Source organism: Brucella ciceri (genome assembly GCF_041930145.1).
Lineage (GTDB): Bacteria > Pseudomonadota > Alphaproteobacteria > Rhizobiales > Rhizobiaceae > Brucella > Brucella intermedia.
Window position 1 is genome coordinate 83,425 of the sequence record NZ_JBHEEV010000002.1, and the last position, 17,232, is coordinate 100,656.

Below are 17,232 nucleotides of genomic sequence, written 5' to 3' on the forward strand. Positions count from 1 at the left end.
CGTCCCTAAAACGCCAAAGCGTTGTTGATGACGGTCTGATTTATCTTAACGGGGTACTGCTTCTGCAATTCACCGACGAGCTGTTCAAGGATGTCATCCGAGAGTGATGTCGCCAGATATTTCTGCTGCTGTTCCGGAATGGCTTCCGGGCCAGCTGCGGCAGGTTCGGTAACTTCCGTAACCTTGAACAGGATCTGGGCATCATCCGAAGGTGCGGCAGCGCTGCCAGTGAAACCATTTGCTCCGCGGAAAATCTGCGCTGCGGCAGCGGTTCCGGTATCGGCATCATTGGTGGTGCGGACAACACCGCGCTTGGTTTGCTTTTCGACACCCAGTTCGGAAGCAATCATGTCGAGTGTCGCGCCGCCATCGAGACGCTTCTTCAGTTCTTCCACACGCTGGTTGAGGCGCTTGACGGCTTCTTCGCCCTTCCAGGCAGCCACAACCTTATCCTTGACTTCATCAAGCGTACGGTCACGGGCCGGGGTGATACCATCAACCTGATACCAGAGATAGCCGACATTGCCCATGGTCAGGGCGTCGTTGTCAAAACCCTGATCGGCTTGAAAGGCTGCTGCAAGGAGTGCTTCCGAGTTCGGCAGCTGGACGGGATTGCCGGAAGGATCGTTGCCTTCGGCGTCGACGGCTTCCACGGTGACAGTTTTCAGGCTCAGTTTCTTAGCCACATCTGCCATGGATGCGCCATCGGAGCGTTCCTGCTCGTAGGAGTCATGAATGCCGCTGATGCTGCTTGCTGCGATATTGTTCGCAAGGGTGGTGCGAATTTCGCCTTCAACTTCGGCCAGCGGCTTTACATGAGCCCGTTCGATCTGCGTTACGCGCAGGATGACGGGACCGAAGCTTCCCTTTACGACTGGGCTAACACCATTCTCCGCCAGCGCAAATGCTGCATCGGCCACGGCCTGGTCGGGAATAGCGGATTTTTCGAAGGTGCCGAGCTTCAGGTCGTCTTCGGTTTTGCCCTGTTCCTTACCGATGTCAACGAAGCTCGTTCCAGCGGCAATTTTCTGTTGGGCAACTTCAGCCGCTGCGTCATCGGCAAAGTTCAACTGCTCGATGGCGCGCTTTTCGATTGTACCGAAGCGATCCTTGTTCTTCTCATAATACTCGCTGATTTCATCCTGCGTGACGGCGGAGGGATCGGCAATGTCAGCCGGCTCCAGCTTCACATAGGTTACCTTACGGTATTCCGGCGCCTTGTACTCGTCTTTGTGCGCTTCGAAATAGCTCTTGAGCGCATCGTCGGATGGCGCGGGAACGGCATCGGCCTTTTCCGCCTGAATGGTAACATAGTCGACACTGCGGGTTTCACCCTGATATAGGGCCAACGCCTTCAACGCTGCGTCCGGTAGCTTGATGCCATCCGTGGCCGCTTCCACGATCTGCTGGCGGCGGGCGACTTTGGCGCGGTTGTCGAGATAGTCCTGCGCGCGAATGCCGGATTGACGAAGAACCGCGTCGAACTGAGCGCGATTGAAGTTGCCGCTTGCATCATGGAAAGCCGGATCCTCGCCCGTCAGCCGCGCAATTCCGTCCTTGGAAAGGCCAAGCTGCATGTTACGCGCGCCTTCATCCAGAACAACGCCGGCTGCGAGTTGGGCAAGCACCTGGTTTTCGACGCCGAGCGTTTTTGCCTGTTCGCGCGTCAGGCGCTGGCGGAACTGCTGGGACAGACGCATCATCTGCTGCTCATAGGCAAAGCGATAATCAGTGGCGCTGACTTCAGAGCCCCCGGCCGTCAACGCGGCGTTGCCTGACAGGCCGCCGCGAAAGACATCGGAGATGCCCCAGATCGCAAAGCTCAGTACAAGCAGGCCAAGCAGAAGTTTGGCGACCCAGGATTGAGCGGCGGAACGCAGGCTGTCGAGCATTGGAAACCCTTCAAGAACAAAACGAAGCTCGGCTTTTATGGATAGAGCCAGTCAGGGGATAACCTTAAGCCAGCCCTATATGCAAGGTCTCATTGCAAGTAGGAACCTAAGAACATTTGCATTGCGGCACGAATACGCTTAGTCAGTGGCAAATTTTGGCGCTGATCCGTTTTCGAGGCGTGATCACGCCGGCTGTTTCGAACAGGCGAGGAGAATGAAATGACTCCGGGAATCCGTCCGCTGGTTGCTGGCAACTGGAAGATGAATGGAACGGGAGAATCCCTGACCGAACTGCGTGCGATTGCTGCCGGCCTCAGCTCTGATCTCGGCCGCAAGCTTGATGCAGTGATCTGCGTGCCCGCGACGCTTCTTTCCCGTGCGGCGGAAACGCTCGAAGGTGAGACCGTTGGTCTCGGTGGTCAGGATGCCCACCATAAAGTGTCTGGCGCGCATACGGGCGATGTCTCGGCCGAGATGCTTAGGGAAGCAGGCGCCACACATGTCATTATCGGACATTCCGAGCGCCGAACCGACCATTACGAAAGCAATGAGGTCGTTCGCGCCAAGACCGAAGCCGCCTGGGCCGCGGGACTGATCGCCATCGTGTGCGTCGGCGAGACTGCCGATGAACGCAAAGCAGAGCGCACGCTGGATGTAATCGGCGAGCAGCTTGCCGGTTCCTTACCCGACGGTGTCAATGCGGAGAATACCGTCATCGCTTATGAGCCAGTCTGGGCAATTGGCACAGGCCTGACACCGACGGTGCAGGACGTGCGCGCTGCGCATGCTTTCATGCGTGAGCAGCTGATTGAACGTTTCGGCGCGAAAGGTGCCCATCTTCGGTTGCTTTATGGCGGTTCGGTCAAGCCTTCAAATGCATTGGAATTGCTGGGCGTCGCGGATGTGGACGGCGCGCTTGTCGGCGGTGCGAGCTTGAAGGCGAACGATTTTCTCGCCATATGCGAAACCTATCGTAATTTGTAACCGGCGTCTCACGTCTGTCTATCTTGGTCTCGGGGCTTGGATTATCGGACAATAGCGTGTAAAGAGCCGCTCTAGTTTTAGGGATGTAAAGACCGTAACCCATGCAGACCGTACTCATTGTCATTCACTTGTTGATCGTGCTGGCGCTTGTCGGCGTTGTGCTTATCCAGCGCTCGGAAGGCGGCGGCCTTGGCATTGGCGGTGGTTCGGGGTTCATGACGGCTCGCGGTGCTGCGAACGCGCTGACCCGCACGACGGCCATTCTTGCGATTGGTTTCTTCGCCACGTCGCTTATCCTCGGCATCATGGCTCGCTATGGGGAAAAGCCTACCGACATCCTCAACCGTATTCCGGCAGCAACCGGTAGTCAGACGGCCCCGGCTGGTGGAAACGGCGGCGGTATTCTTAACCAGCTGGGCGGTGAGTCTTCACGCCCGGACGCAAATCAGGCAGCACCTGCGGCTCCAAGCGCCGGTGCGCCGGCAACGCAGCCTGATGCCGCGCAGCCACAGGCTCCGGCTGTTCCGGCCAATCCGGTTCCAAGCTCGCAATAAAACGCGCAGCGTGAATTGAATGCGGAAACCGGCCCTTGCGGCCGGTTTTCTTTTTGTTAACCATCGAGCTGCAAAGTGTTGCAGCTAGGCAATAGGCTGCTCCGAATCGCATTGCAGAACGGTGGCAGCGAATTGAGAACCGGATCGCTTTGCAGTAAGCAGGGCGAAAGTCTGGTCGCAATTAATGCGGCAGGCGTTTCTCCCTTGTGCTTGATTTTTCGGGAACCGAACATGTTTTCACGCCGTATTCTGATGGCAGGTATTGCAAGTCTCTGCATTGGGGCGACTGCTCCGGCATTTGCAGCTTCGCCCGTAAGCGCTGAAGCGCAGCTGAACGAAGCTGCCGCATCCGTTCAGCAGGTAGCGCTTTCAAGCGACACCAAGACCAATCCCGAAAAGCCGAAGAAGAAAAAGGCTTCCAAGAGCGGCAATGCGGTTAAAGCCAGCAAGTACAACATCGATCCCAAGTTTCGGGCGCAGGAAGTAGCATTTACCGGCTATAAGCCCGGCACGATCGTGATCGACCCGAAACAGCGTTTCCTTTATCTCGTTGAAACGTCGTCGACGGCTCGTCGCTACGGCATTGCTGTCGGCAAGCAGGGGTTGGAGTTCAAGGGCACCGGAACAATCAACGCGAAGCGTGAGTGGCCGCGCTGGATTCCGACCAAGGAAATGATCGAGCGCGATCCTGCCCACTATGGTCGCTTCAAGAACGGGATGGATGGTGGTCCGGGCAACCCGCTTGGTTCCCGCGCCCTCTACCTGTTCCAGGGAAACAAGGATACCTATATCCGCATTCACGGCACCGTGCAGCCCTGGACCATCGGAAGCTCGGCTTCGAACGGCTGCTTCCGCATGATCAATGAGGACGTAATGGATCTATATGAGCGCGTCGGTCTTGGCACCGAAGTGGTTGTTCTCTGATCTGTAATTGACTATGTGAAAGTGGCCGGGCTTCGTGGCCCGGCCTTTTCTTTTGCGCATCATCATTTCGGAAGCTGTGGATTTCGAGCTTCGACATGGCTTTATGTGAAGATGGGCGCTAGAGAGTACAAGCGTATTCGCTCCGGGGTTTCTGGCTCCGGTTTTTCTTTGTGCAACGACGATTACCGCCTGGCTCCGGTGAAAAAACACCATCGGGGTGCATTTTTTTGTGGCGGAATCAATCAAGAAAGTCTAACGAGATAAGCCCATGGCGCGATATGTATTCATCACTGGCGGCGTGGTTTCTTCCCTTGGAAAAGGCATAGCTGCCGCAGCTCTGGCTGCACTCCTTCAGGCACGTGGTTACCGCGTGCGTATCCGTAAACTCGACCCTTATCTGAATGTCGATCCCGGCACGATGTCGCCTTACCAGCATGGTGAGGTGTTCGTCACTGACGATGGTGCCGAAACCGACCTTGATCTGGGCCATTACGAGCGGTTCACCGGTCGTCCTGCCAACCAGCAGGACAATATCACGACCGGCCGTATCTACCGCAACATCATCGAAAAGGAACGCCGCGGCGATTATCTTGGCGCGACGGTTCAGGTCATTCCGCATGTGACCGACGAGATCAAGAACTTCGTCCTTGAAGGCAACGAAGATTACGATTTCGTGCTTTGCGAAATCGGCGGCACGGTTGGCGACATCGAGGCCATGCCGTTCCTCGAAGCAATCCGACAGCTCGGCAATGAACTGCCACGCGGAACAGCGGTTTATATCCACCTGACCCTGATGCCTTATATTCCAGCTGCGGGCGAACTGAAGACCAAGCCGACCCAGCATTCTGTCAAGGAACTGCGCTCTATCGGCATTGCTCCGGATATCCTTTTGGTTCGTGCTGATCGCGAGATTCCGGAATCGGAACGGCGCAAGCTTTCATTGTTCTGTAATGTCCGCGAAAGCGCGGTCATTCAGGCGCTCGACGTGGCCACGATCTATGACGTTCCGATTGCCTATCATAAGGAAGGTCTTGATTCGGAAGTCCTGTCTGCATTCGGTATCGATCCGGCTCCAAAGCCACGCATGGATCGCTGGGAAGAAGTTTCCAACCGCCTTCACAATCCGGAAGGCGAAGTGACCATTGCCATTGTCGGCAAATATACGGGTCTCAAGGATGCGTATAAGTCGCTGATTGAAGCGCTTTATCACGGTGGTCTTGCCAATAAGGTGAAGGTCAACCTCGACTGGATCGAGGCGGAAGTCTTCGAAAGCGAAGATCCGGCTCCATATCTGGAAAAGGTTCATGGCATTCTGGTGCCTGGCGGCTTCGGCGAGCGTGGTGCGGAAGGCAAGATACTGGCGGCGAAGTTTGCTCGCGAACGCAAGGTTCCTTACTTCGGCATCTGCTTCGGTATGCAGATGGCCTGCATCGAAGCTGCGCGTAATCTTGTTGGTATCGATAACGCCTCTTCGACCGAATTCGGTCCGACCAAGGAGCCGGTTGTCGGCCTGATGACCGAGTGGCTGAAGGGCAATATGCTTGAAAAGCGTGCGGCGGCGGGTGACCTTGGCGGCACGATGCGCCTTGGCGCATATGAAGCAGCATTGAAGCCGGGCTCGAAGATCGCGGAAATCTATGGCTCGACCGATATTTCCGAGCGCCATCGTCATCGCTATGAAGTCAATATTGACTACAAGGAACGTCTGGAAATTGCCGGGTTGAACTTTGCAGGCATGTCACCGGATGGTGTTCTGCCTGAAACAGTTGAATATCCTGACCATCCTTGGTTTATCGGTGTTCAGTACCATCCCGAACTGAAATCCCGACCGTTCGAACCACATCCGCTCTTCGCTTCCTTTATCGAAGCGGCAATCGAGCAGAGCCGTCTGGTCTAAAACTCTAACGCGCCTTTCGGGGCGCGTTTTCGTTTCGGCATTCAGGATGCGGTCTTGTTTTCAACCTGCGTTTACGCCAGATAAGATGCCGGAAAGCATCCAATATTGAGGTTCACGTCATGGCCGCTGCCAATTCATCCGTAAAAATCGGAAACGTTACTTTTTCAAACAGTGCGCCATTTGCCCTGATCGCAGGTCCATGTCAGATGGAAACGCGTGAACACGCTTTCGAGATGGCAGGACGTCTCAAGGAAATGACCGTCAAACTCGGCATCGGTCTCGTCTACAAGTCGAGCTTCGACAAGGCCAATCGCACCTCCTTGAAGGCAGAGCGCGGTATTGGTCTCGAAAAGGCGCTCGAAGTCTTTGCCGATCTCAAGAAAGAGTTCGGTTTTCCAGTACTGACCGATATCCATACGGAAGAGCAATGTGCCGAAGTTGCTCCCGTGGTTGATGTCCTGCAAATCCCGGCATTCCTCTGCCGTCAGACCGATCTGCTGATCGCTGCGGCAAAGACTGGACGCGTTGTGAACGTGAAGAAGGGCCAGTTTCTGGCGCCGTGGGACATGAAGAATGTTCTTTCCAAGATCACGGAAAGCGGCAATCCCAATGTACTGGCGACAGAACGCGGCGTTTCTTTCGGCTATAATACGCTTGTTTCCGATATGCGTTCCTTGCCGATCATGGCTGGCCTTGGTTCGCCGGTTGTGTTTGATGCGACTCACTCGGTCCAGCAGCCAGGCGGGCAGGGCGGTTCGTCGGGCGGACAGCGCGAGTTTGTTGAAACACTTTCGCGCGCGGCCGTTGCCGTTGGCGTCGCGGGGCTGTTCATCGAAACGCATCAGGACCCCGATAACGCGCCCTCCGATGGTCCCAACATGGTGCCGGTGGATAAGATGCCCGCACTGCTCGAAAAGCTCATGGCTTTCGATCGTATCGCGAAGGGGCTTTAAACAGTTCTCGGAGAATTTAGAAAGGCGGGGGATTTTCCTCCGCCTTTTGTTTCGCTAAGGCTTAGAAACCGGCCCGGTGGATAATCTTTTCTGAAATGTCTGCAAAGTTTCGGGATTATGCGCTAAGAAATGGCCGCATCGGATTTGTTAAGCGCCTCGCGCATATGGCGGGGCAATCTATAGGGAAGGACTGGTTCCTATGACTGCAATCATCGACATCGTCGGTCGCGAAATTCTCGACAGCCGCGGCAACCCGACCGTCGAAGTGGACGTTGTGCTTGAAGATGGCTCTTTCGGACGTGCGGCGGTTCCGTCCGGCGCATCGACTGGCGCACATGAAGCCGTAGAATTGCGCGACGGTGGCGGCCGCTATCTCGGAAAGGGCGTGGAAAAGGCCGTTGAAGCGGTCAACGGCAAGATTTTCGACGCGATTGCCGGCATGGATGCAGAAAGCCAGCTGCTTATCGACCAGACGATGATCGAGCTCGACGGCTCGGCGAATAAAGGCAATCTCGGCGCCAATGCAATTCTGGGTGTTTCGCTTGCCGTTGCCAAGGCTGCAGCCCAGGCAGCCGGTTTGCCGCTTTACCGCTACGTCGGCGGCGCAAACGCCCATGTCCTGCCGGTCCCCATGATGAACATCATCAATGGCGGCGCACATGCCGACAATCCGATCGATTTCCAGGAATTCATGATTCTTCCGGTCGGCGCTTCGTCCGTTCGTGAAGCTGTTCGTTATGGTTCGGAAGTTTTCCACACGCTCAAGAAGCGCCTCAAGGATGCCGGTCACAACACCAATGTGGGTGATGAAGGCGGATTTGCTCCGAATCTGAAGAATGCCCAGGCTGCCCTCGATTTCATCATGGAATCGATTGAGAAGGCTGGCTTCAAGCCGGGTGAAGACATCGCTCTTGGCCTCGATTGCGCGGCAACCGAGTTCTTCAAGGATGGCAACTACGTCTATGAAGGCGAACGGAAGACGCGCGATCCGAAGGCTCAAGCCAAGTATCTTGCCAAGCTCGCCAGCGACTATCCTATCGTCACCATCGAAGACGGTATGGCTGAAGATGACTGGGAAGGCTGGAAATATCTGACCGATCTGATCGGCAACAAGTGCCAGCTCGTTGGCGATGATCTGTTCGTCACCAATTCGGCCCGTCTTCGCGACGGTATCCGCATGGGCGTCGCCAACTCGATTCTCGTGAAGGTCAACCAGATCGGCTCGCTGTCCGAAACGCTTGATGCTGTGGAAACCGCTCATAAGGCCGGCTACACTGCTGTCATGTCGCACCGTTCGGGTGAAACCGAGGACTCTACTATTGCCGATCTCGCAGTTGCCACCAACTGCGGACAGATCAAGACCGGCTCTCTGGCTCGCTCGGACCGTACGGCAAAGTACAACCAGCTTATCCGCATCGAGGAAGAGCTTGGCAAGCAGGCGCGTTATGCTGGTCGCAACGCTCTGAAATTCCTCTAATTTTTCGCAACGAATCATACAAAGGGCGGGCTTCGGTCCGCCTTTTTTCGTTTTGGCTCTATTTGATCCGGATATCGGGTATTTGACCCAATGCAGTTATATTGATATCAATATTATTGCATTGGTGCTCAAGCTGATGAGGGAACGGCTTGCAATTCTGGTAACCGAGCCGTGGGCGGAGCTAGCAACGGGAGAGAGAAGATGGCTTATATTGAAGGATTTGTTGTCGCGGTCCCCAAGGCGAACAAGGAACTCTATCGCAAACATGCTGCCGAAGCGGCTGTATTGTTCAAGGAATTCGGCGTAACGCGCATGGTCGAAGCATGGGGAGACGATGTGCCGGATGGCAAGGTCACCGATTTTCGACGTGCTGTTAAGGCTGAAGCCGACGAGGAGGTTGTGTTCTCCTGGTTCGAATATCCCGACAAGGCAACGCGCGATGCTGCAAACAGCAAGATGATGAGTGACCCGCGCATGAAAGCAATGGGCGACCAGATGCCATTTGATGGCAAGCGCATGATATTTGGCGGCTTTTTCACCATCGTTGATGTCTGATCAGATTAAAGACTTTCTATGAAAACGAGGAAGCGGCTTGTTCTGACGGTGAGCCGCTTTCCTATTCTGGCCGCTCCGCGTCTTTCCGCTTTTTGAGCATACAAAAACGCTGCCCCACTGGCCGTAGCGAGGGTTCTGGTAAATCTCTGTTAAGCAAAATAATGCTTGATGGTGGAATTCGGAATGCTGCCTTTCGCAGGATTCGCCGTGGCTCCGAATATCCGGGAAGGAAGCCGAAATGTGGACCAAGCAGAAGCGTAAATCGATCCGTGGGCGTTTTGTATTGCCTATCCTGACGGCTGCGTTTCTGAGCTACTTTGGCTTTCACGCTTATCATGGCGAGTTCGGTCTTTATTCCCGTATCCAACTGGAAGAGCAGAAAAGCCTTCTGGCCAAGCAGCTCGAACAGGTAACTGCCGATCGCAACGCGCTTGAAAAGCGAGTCACACTTTTACGTGACGGTTCCATCGAAAAGGATATGCTTGACGAGCAGGCCCGCAGGGCGCTTAATCTCTCCCATCCCGATGAAGTGACAATTATCACTTCCCGGGAAGATCGATCGAATTAACTGAAATCCGGTTAATTGTCTTTTTGTGATATGTTTTTAAGGGTTTGGCGACATAGCAGCTATGCTCTGGGCGCATATTGTATCTTGTGGTGCGCCCGTATAACGTCACAATAGAACGACAATTTAGGGAGCGAGAAATGGCACCGAGGGCTAAAAAGGCGCCTGCTAACAAAGCGCAGGCGTCTTCTGTAACTGCACCCAAGGCACCTGCACCTGCGAACTTCGACAAGAAGCAGGAGCTGGACGCTTATCGCGAAATGCTGTTGATCCGGCGTTTCGAAGAAAAGGCCGGACAGCTTTACGGCATGGGCTTCATTGGCGGTTTCTGCCATCTCTACATCGGCCAGGAGGCCGTGGTGGTTGGAATGCAGATGGCGCTGAAGGAAGGTGATCAGGTTATCACCGCCTATCGCGATCATGGTCATATGCTTGCAGCGGGCATGAGCGCGCGCGGCGTCATGGCCGAACTGACCGGACGCCGCAGCGGCCTTTCCAAGGGCAAGGGCGGCTCCATGCACATGTTCTCCAAAGAGAAGCACTTCTACGGTGGTCACGGTATCGTCGGTGCACAGGTTTCGCTCGGCACGGGTCTAGCTTTCGCGAATCGTTACCGCGACAACGACAATGTCACGCTGACCTATTTCGGTGACGGCGCTTCCAATCAGGGGCAGGTCTACGAAAGCTTCAACATGGCATCGCTGTGGAAGCTGCCGGTGGTCTACATCATCGAGAACAACCGCTACGCCATGGGTACATCGGTTTCGCGCTCGTCCGCAGAAACCGATTTCTCGAAACGCGGACTCTCTTTCAATATTCCGGGCATCCAGGTCGACGGTATGGATGTTCGTGCGGTCAAGGCTGCTGCCGACCTGGCTGTAGAATGGACGCGTTCCGGCAAGGGGCCGATCATTCTCGACATGCAGACCTATCGCTATCGCGGTCACTCGATGTCGGACCCGGCCAAGTATCGTTCGAAGGAGGAAGTGCAGAAGATGCGCTCCGAACACGATCCGATCGAGCAGGTCAAGCAGCGTCTGATCGAGAAGGGTTGGGCAACCGAGGAAGAGCTGAAGGAAATCGACAAGGAAGTTCGCGACATTGTCGCCGATTCTGCCGATTTCGCTCAAAACGATCCGGAGCCGGATGCATCCGAGCTCTACACGGATATTCTGCTCTAATTCCAGGAAGGTGTTGTCATGCCTGTAGAAATTCTCATGCCCGCACTTTCCCCAACCATGGAAGAGGGCAAGCTCTCCAAGTGGCTGAAGAAAGAAGGCGACAAGGTTACGTCCGGCGATGTGATCGCTGAAATTGAAACCGACAAGGCGACGATGGAAGTCGAAGCTGTCGATGAAGGCACGATCGGCAAGATCCTTGTCGATGAAGGCACGGAAGGCGTGAAGGTCAATACGCCGATTGCCGTGCTTCTCGGTGATGGGGAAAGCGCTTCCGATATCGGTGTTGCTCCTGCCGCCAAGGCTGAAGCGCCGAAGGCCGAAGCCAAGGAAGAACCCAAGGCTGAAGAAAAGAAGGCCGACGCTATTCCGGCTGCGCCCAAGGCTCCCGCGCTCGAAGTGGCGTCCGATCCAGACATTCCGGCTGGAACCGAAATGGTCTCCACCACGGTTCGCGAAGCGCTTCGCGATGCGATGGCTGAAGAAATGCGCCGTGACCCGAACGTTTTCGTGATGGGTGAAGAAGTTGCCGAATATCAGGGCGCTTACAAGGTAACGCAGGGCCTTCTCGATGAGTTCGGTCCCAAGCGCGTTGTCGATACCCCGATTACCGAGCACGGTTTTGCCGGCGTTGGTGTTGGTGCGGCTTTCGCAGGACTGCGCCCGATCGTTGAATTCATGACTTTCAATTTTGCCATGCAGGCAATTGACCAGATCGTGAACTCCGCTGCCAAGACGCTTTATATGTCCGGCGGGCAGATGGGCGCTCCGATGGTCTTCCGCGGTCCATCCGGTGCGGCTGCGCGCGTTGCTGCCCAGCACTCGCAGTGCTACGCTGCCTGGTACAGCCATATTCCCGGTCTGAAGGTCGTCATGCCGTACACGGCTGCTGACGCCAAGGGCTTGCTGAAGGCTGCTATCCGCGATCCGAATCCGGTGATCTTCCTCGAAAACGAAATTCTTTACGGTCACCATTTCGATGTGCCGAAGCTTGATGATTTCGTTCTGCCGATCGGCAAAGCCCGCATTCACAAGCAGGGCAAGGACGCGACCATCGTTTCGTTCGGTATCGGCATGACCTACGCCGTCAAGGCGGCAGAAGAGCTGGCCGAGCAGGGCATCGATGTCGAAATCATCGATCTGCGCACGATCCGTCCGATGGACATTCCGACTGTCATCGAATCGGTCAAGAAGACTGGCCGACTGGTGACTGTGGAAGAGGGTTTCCCGCAGTCGTCGGTGGGTACGGAAATTGCTACCCGCGTCATGCAGCAGGCTTTCGATTATCTCGATGCGCCGATCCTGACCATTGCCGGTAAGGATGTTCCGATGCCTTACGCGGCAAATCTGGAAAAGCTGGCGCTGCCGACTGTCGCCGAAGTGGTCGAAGCGGTGAAATCCGTTACCTATACCGCTTAAACAGAAAGGGTCTGGACATGCCGATCAATATCACCATGCCAGCGCTTTCTCCGACGATGGAAGAAGGCAATTTGTCGAAGTGGCTGGTCAAGGAAGGCGACAAGATCGCTCCTGGCGATGTCATTGCTGAAATCGAGACCGACAAGGCCACGATGGAAGTGGAAGCCGTGGATGAAGGCACGATTGCCAAGATCGTCGTTCCCGCGGGTTCCGAAGGCGTCAAGGTCAATGCGTTGATCGCCATCCTCGCCGAGGAAGGCGAGGACGCGGCTGCTGCGGCCAAGGGTGCAGCTTCTGCCCCTAAGGCTGAAGGAAAGGCCGAAACTCCGAAGGAAGAGCCAAAGCCAGCTGCCGCTCCTGTGGCAGCCCCTGCACCAGCCAAGGCAGAGCAGCCTGCTGCTGCGAACAAGGGTGACCGGGTGTTTGCGTCGCCGCTCGCGCGTCGCATTGCCAAGGAAACCGGTGTCGATATTGCTGCTGTGAAGGGCACCGGTCCGCATGGACGTGTCGTTCAGCGGGATGTGGAAGCTGCTCTGGCGTCGGGTGGCGTAAAGGCCGCTGCGCCGAAGGCCGAAGCCGTCTCCGCTACCGCTCCAAAGCCGATGTCTGACGATGCCGTTCTCAAGCTCTTTGAGGAAGGCACCTACGAAATCGTTCCTCACGACGGCATGCGCAAGACGATTGCCCGCCGTCTGGTGGAATCGAAGCAGACTGTTCCGCATTTCTATCTGACGATCGATTGTGAACTGGATGCGCTTCTGGCTCTGCGTTCGCAGATCAATGCCGCTGCACCGATGATCAAGACCGAGAAGGGCGAGGTTCCGGCCTACAAGCTTTCCGTCAACGATTTGGTGATCAAGGCTGTTGCTCTTGCGCTGCGTGACATTCCTGAAGCCAATGTCTCCTGGACTGAAGGCGGCATGGTGAAGCATAAGCGTGCGGATGTCGGTGTTGCCGTGTCGATCCCGGGTGGTCTGATTACGCCAATCGTGCGTCAGTCGGAATCGAAGACTCTTTCCGCCATCTCGAATGAGATGAAGGATCTTGCCAAGCGCGCGCGTGACCGCAAGCTCAAGCCCGAGGAATATCAGGGCGGTTCGACCTCCGTTTCCAACCTCGGCATGTTCGGTGTGAAGGACTTTGCCGCTATCATCAATCCGCCGCATGCGACCATTTTCGCAATCGGTGCTGGTGAACAGCGTGCAGTGGTCAAGAACGGTGAAATCAAGGTTGCGACGGTTATGTCCGTAACCCTTTCAACCGACCACCGTGCTGTCGATGGGGCGCTGGCTGCGGAACTTGCACAGGCCTTCAAGCGCCACATCGAAAACCCGATGGGTATGCTGGTCTGATCGATCAACTTCAAGGGCGTCGCGTTCCAATGAACTCGACGCCTGAGGTTTTTTAATGGCTGGACAACTGAACCTACGCCCGGCTCAACGCCGTGAAGCCGCAGAGATCGCCATTCTTGTCGATATCTCGTCGCACGGTTTTGCGTCATGGCTCTGGTACGGGGCCGTTCTCGACGGGCGGACTGAAACGGCCATGGAACGGGGGCGGCAGTATATGCGCGCTGACGGGACCGAAGGCTGGCAGAGCACTACGATTGCCGAATGGGCAGGCGACATTGCCGGACTTTCGATCGGCTTCACACTCGATGACAGTTTGAACGACACCCCGCCGCAGCATCCGGTTCTCGATCAGTTGATCGACCTGCAGCGCAAGGCGATAGGCAACCGTTTCATAGACAGCGTTGGCGTTTATCGGGAGTTTCGCGGCAAAGGAATTGGCCGCGCCCTCGTCGCCAATGAAATCGACCTGGCACGCCGGAACGGTAATCCGGGAATCAGCCTGATAACCGAAAGCCACAACGATGTGGCGCTCTCCCTTTACGGCGCCCATGGTTTCAAGGAAATTGAGCGGCTCGAAGCGATAGAACGCATTGGGCAGGACAAAAGACACGACTGGGTGCTGCTCACCCGTGAAGTGAACTGAGCAAAGGCAGGACAATATGGCCGACATTTACGACGTTATTGTTATCGGCTCGGGCCCGGGTGGCTATGTAACCGCAATCCGCGCTGCGCAGCTTGGCCTCAAGACCGCTATCGTCGAGCGCGAACATCTGGGCGGCATTTGCCTCAACTGGGGCTGTATTCCTACCAAGGCACTGTTGCGCTCGGCGGAAATCCTGCATTTTGGCGAACATGCCAAGGATTACGGCCTCAAGTTGGAAGGTACGATCACACCTGATGTGAAGGCTGTCGTACAGCGCTCGCGCGGTGTTTCGGCCCGACTTAACGGCGGAGTCGGGTTCTTGATGAAGAAGAACAAGATTGATGTGATCTGGGGCGAGGCAAAGCTCGTAAAGGCTGCTTCGGGCAGCAATCCGGTCGAGATTTCGGTCGGGAAGTCGTCAAAGCAGCCGATGCAGCCGCAGAACCCCGTTCCCAAGGGCGTTCTGGGTGAGGGCAACTACAAGGCGAAGCATGTCATCGTCGCTACGGGTGCACGTCCGCGCGCTCTGCCGGGCATTGAGCCGGACGGCAAGCTGATCTGGACCTATTTCGAGGCAATGGTACCGCAGGAATTGCCGAAATCCATGCTTGTGATGGGCTCGGGTGCAATCGGCATCGAGTTTGCCTCTTTCTACAACGACATGGGCGTCGACGTGACGGTCGTGGAGTTGATGCCGCAGATCATGCCTGTTGAGGATGCGGAAATTTCCGCACTCGCTCGCAAGCAGCTTGAAAAGCGCGGCCTGAAGATCATTACCGAGGCCAAGGTTACAAAGGTGGAGAAGGGCGCAAATAATGTGACCGCCCATATCGAGACCAAAGATGGCAAGACGCAGTCGCTAACCGTTGACCGCATGATTTCGGCTGTTGGTGTTCAAGGGAATATTGAAAACCTAGGCCTCGAAGCTCTCGGCGTGAAAACCGACCGGGGATGCGTTGTCATCGACGGTTATGGCAAGACCAATGTGGCGGGCATCTATGCTATCGGCGACGTTGCCGGTCCGCCTATGCTTGCACACAAGGCTGAGCATGAAGGAGTTATCTGTATCGAGAAGATTGCCGGTCTTCCGAACGTGCATCCGCTCGAAAAGAACATGATTCCGGGCTGTACCTATTGTAATCCGCAGGTTGCGTCGGTTGGTCTGACCGAAGCAAAGGCCAAGGAAAAGGGTTACGATATCCGCGTCGGCCGCTATTCCTTTGCCGCAAACGGCAAGGCGATTGCGCTTGGTGAAGACCAGGGACTGGTCAAGACCGTCTTTGACAAGAAGACGGGACAATTGCTCGGTGCCCATATGGTCGGAGCGGAAGTGACCGAACTCATCCAGGGGTTCGTGATCGCCATGAACCTCGAAACCACTGAGGAAGAACTGATGCATTCGGTCTTCCCGCATCCGACGCTTTCGGAAATGATGAAGGAAAGCGTTCTGGACGCTTATGGTCGCGTGCTGAATGCATAAGATGGAGAGACGCTCATTCCGCTGATCGAAAACGGAGGGCCTTGGCGGCGTGCCGCCTGCCCCACCATCAAATGGTGCACCGTCGGAGGACTGGTGCTGGGGTTTGCAGCCGGCACCTTGAGTGTTCTTGGCGGGAACACCATATCGATCAACGGAATGGCCTTGGCCGGCTGGTATGGCGTGTGGATGCTCACCTTAGCGCTGGGGACCGCTGGTTTGGTATTTGGCCTCATATGGGCGTTGGTCTTCCGCGCTCTCGGACTGGCGACGCGGCGATGAGTAGCAAATCGCTCAAGTTGACAGGGTAGAGGGCAGGGATTAGGACCGAACCCAATTTTGAAAGCATTTCAGGTCCATTCTTGAAAATGGCCCGGATAGGCAGGGAAAGCATGGTTACAGTTCTCGATCTGGTGAACCAAGGCAAGCGCGAACGGCATCCAGAAAAGGCGCATCGTCCGGACAATGTTGTCCTGAAGAAGCCGGACTGGATCCGCGTCAAGGCTCCTGTCTCGCGTGGCTATAGCGAAACGCGCGATATCGTTCGCTCGAACAAGCTGGTTACGGTTTGTGAGGAGGCTGGTTGCCCGAATATCGGCGAATGCTGGGAAAAGAAGCACGCCACCTTCATGATCATGGGCGAGATTTGCACACGCGCCTGCGCATTCTGCAATGTCTCGACGGGCATTCCAACCGCACTTGATCCGAATGAACCGGAAAATGTTGCGAAGGCCGTCAAGCAGATGGGCCTGACTCACGTGGTCATTACTTCGGTGGATCGCGACGATCTTGCCGACGGTGGTGCGCAGCATTTCGCGGAAGTTATTCAGGCTATCCGCGAAGCCACGCCTGCGACCACGATCGAAATCCTGACGCCGGATTTCCTGCGCAAGGAAGGCGCTCTTGAAATCGTCGTTAAGGCACGTCCTGACGTTTTCAACCACAATCTGGAAACCGTTCCTTCGAAGTATCTCAAGGTTCGTCCCGGCGCCCGGTACTTCCATTCGATCCGCCTCCTGCAGCGTGTCAAGGAACTCGATCCAACCATTTTCACCAAGTCCGGCATTATGGTTGGCCTTGGCGAAGAGCGGAATGAAATCCTTCAGCTGATGGATGATCTTCGTTCGGCTGACGTGGACTTCATGACCATCGGTCAGTACCTTCAGCCGACCCGCAAGCATCATCCTGTCATTCGCTTCGTGACCCCTGATGAATTCAAGTCGTTCGAAACGATTGGCCGAACGAAGGGCTTCCTGCTGGTCGCGTCCAGCCCGTTGACCCGCTCGTCGCATCATGCTGGCGATGACTTTGCCAAGCTGAGGGCAGCCCGCGAGGCGCAGATCGCAGCCAAGGCCTGAGATC

At 55.8% G+C, this 17,232-nt stretch carries 15 protein-coding genes; 14 read left to right on the forward strand and 1 reads right to left on the reverse strand.

From position 1 onward, the window contains the following. Positions 1-5 precede the first annotated feature (5 nt). Positions 6-1,892, reverse strand: coding sequence for a peptidyl-prolyl cis-trans isomerase (locus JNC63_RS03595; protein ID WP_063882207.1), 1,887 nt, complete (start codon positions 1,890-1,892; stop codon positions 6-8). Positions 1,893-2,111: 219 nt separating this feature from the next. Here JNC63_RS03595 and tpiA point away from each other — a divergent pair, with 219 nt between their 5' ends. The 14 genes from tpiA (at position 2,112) to lipA (ending at position 17,228) form a co-directional block, all read left to right on the forward strand. Beyond that, positions 2,112-2,876 (forward strand): triose-phosphate isomerase, encoded by a 765-nt coding sequence (tpiA, locus tag JNC63_RS03600; RefSeq protein WP_006466929.1) that lies wholly within the window; start codon positions 2,112-2,114, stop codon positions 2,874-2,876. 101 nt (positions 2,877-2,977) lie between these two features. Continuing rightward, complete coding sequence (gene secG, locus JNC63_RS03605) at positions 2,978-3,430, forward strand: preprotein translocase subunit SecG (protein ID WP_063882209.1); 453 nt, start codon at positions 2,978-2,980, stop codon at positions 3,428-3,430. Positions 3,431-3,661: 231 nt separating this feature from the next. Next, positions 3,662-4,354, forward strand: a complete 693-nt coding sequence (locus JNC63_RS03610; protein WP_063882211.1) for a L,D-transpeptidase — start codon at positions 3,662-3,664, stop codon at positions 4,352-4,354. Positions 4,355-4,622: 268 nt separating this feature from the next. Continuing rightward, positions 4,623-6,251, forward strand: coding sequence for a CTP synthase (gene pyrG / locus JNC63_RS03615; protein WP_063882214.1), 1,629 nt, complete (start codon positions 4,623-4,625; stop codon positions 6,249-6,251). Positions 6,252-6,370: 119 nt separating this feature from the next. After that, positions 6,371-7,204 carry a 3-deoxy-8-phosphooctulonate synthase gene (gene kdsA / locus JNC63_RS03620; protein ID WP_063882216.1) on the forward strand — a complete coding sequence of 278 codons (834 nt, stop codon included), beginning with the start codon at positions 6,371-6,373 and terminating at the stop codon, positions 7,202-7,204. A 199-nt stretch (positions 7,205-7,403) separates the two neighbouring features. Then, positions 7,404-8,681 carry a phosphopyruvate hydratase gene (eno, locus tag JNC63_RS03625; RefSeq protein ID WP_021585221.1) on the forward strand — a complete coding sequence of 426 codons (1,278 nt, stop codon included), beginning with the start codon at positions 7,404-7,406 and terminating at the stop codon, positions 8,679-8,681. Between the two features lie 201 nt (positions 8,682-8,882). Next, complete coding sequence (locus tag JNC63_RS03630; protein ID WP_063882218.1) at positions 8,883-9,236, forward strand: DUF1428 domain-containing protein; 354 nt, start codon at positions 8,883-8,885, stop codon at positions 9,234-9,236. Positions 9,237-9,474: 238 nt separating this feature from the next. Beyond that, positions 9,475-9,804: an FtsB family cell division protein gene (locus JNC63_RS03635; RefSeq protein ID WP_021585219.1), complete on the forward strand. Its 330-nt coding sequence runs from the start codon at positions 9,475-9,477 to the stop codon at positions 9,802-9,804. Between the two features lie 137 nt (positions 9,805-9,941). Further along, positions 9,942-10,982 (forward strand): pyruvate dehydrogenase (acetyl-transferring) E1 component subunit alpha, encoded by a 1,041-nt coding sequence (gene pdhA / locus JNC63_RS03640; protein WP_063882220.1) that lies wholly within the window; start codon positions 9,942-9,944, stop codon positions 10,980-10,982. A gap of 18 nt (positions 10,983-11,000) precedes the next feature. After that, a complete protein-coding gene (locus JNC63_RS03645) occupies positions 11,001-12,398 on the forward strand; it encodes a pyruvate dehydrogenase complex E1 component subunit beta (RefSeq protein ID WP_063882222.1) in 1,398 nt (465 codons plus the stop codon). Between the two features lie 17 nt (positions 12,399-12,415). After that, positions 12,416-13,750, forward strand: coding sequence for a pyruvate dehydrogenase complex dihydrolipoamide acetyltransferase (locus JNC63_RS03650; protein ID WP_063882224.1), 1,335 nt, complete (start codon positions 12,416-12,418; stop codon positions 13,748-13,750). A gap of 55 nt (positions 13,751-13,805) precedes the next feature. Then, a complete protein-coding gene (locus JNC63_RS03655; protein ID WP_063882225.1) occupies positions 13,806-14,393 on the forward strand; it encodes a GNAT family N-acetyltransferase in 588 nt (195 codons plus the stop codon). A 16-nt stretch (positions 14,394-14,409) separates the two neighbouring features. Beyond that, complete coding sequence (gene lpdA, locus JNC63_RS03660; protein WP_063882227.1) at positions 14,410-15,873, forward strand: dihydrolipoyl dehydrogenase; 1,464 nt, start codon at positions 14,410-14,412, stop codon at positions 15,871-15,873. Between the two features lie 389 nt (positions 15,874-16,262). Continuing rightward, entirely contained in the window at positions 16,263-17,228 is a 966-nt protein-coding gene (gene lipA, locus JNC63_RS03665; protein WP_063882230.1) for a lipoyl synthase, read from the forward strand. Positions 17,229-17,232: the final 4 nt, after the last annotated feature.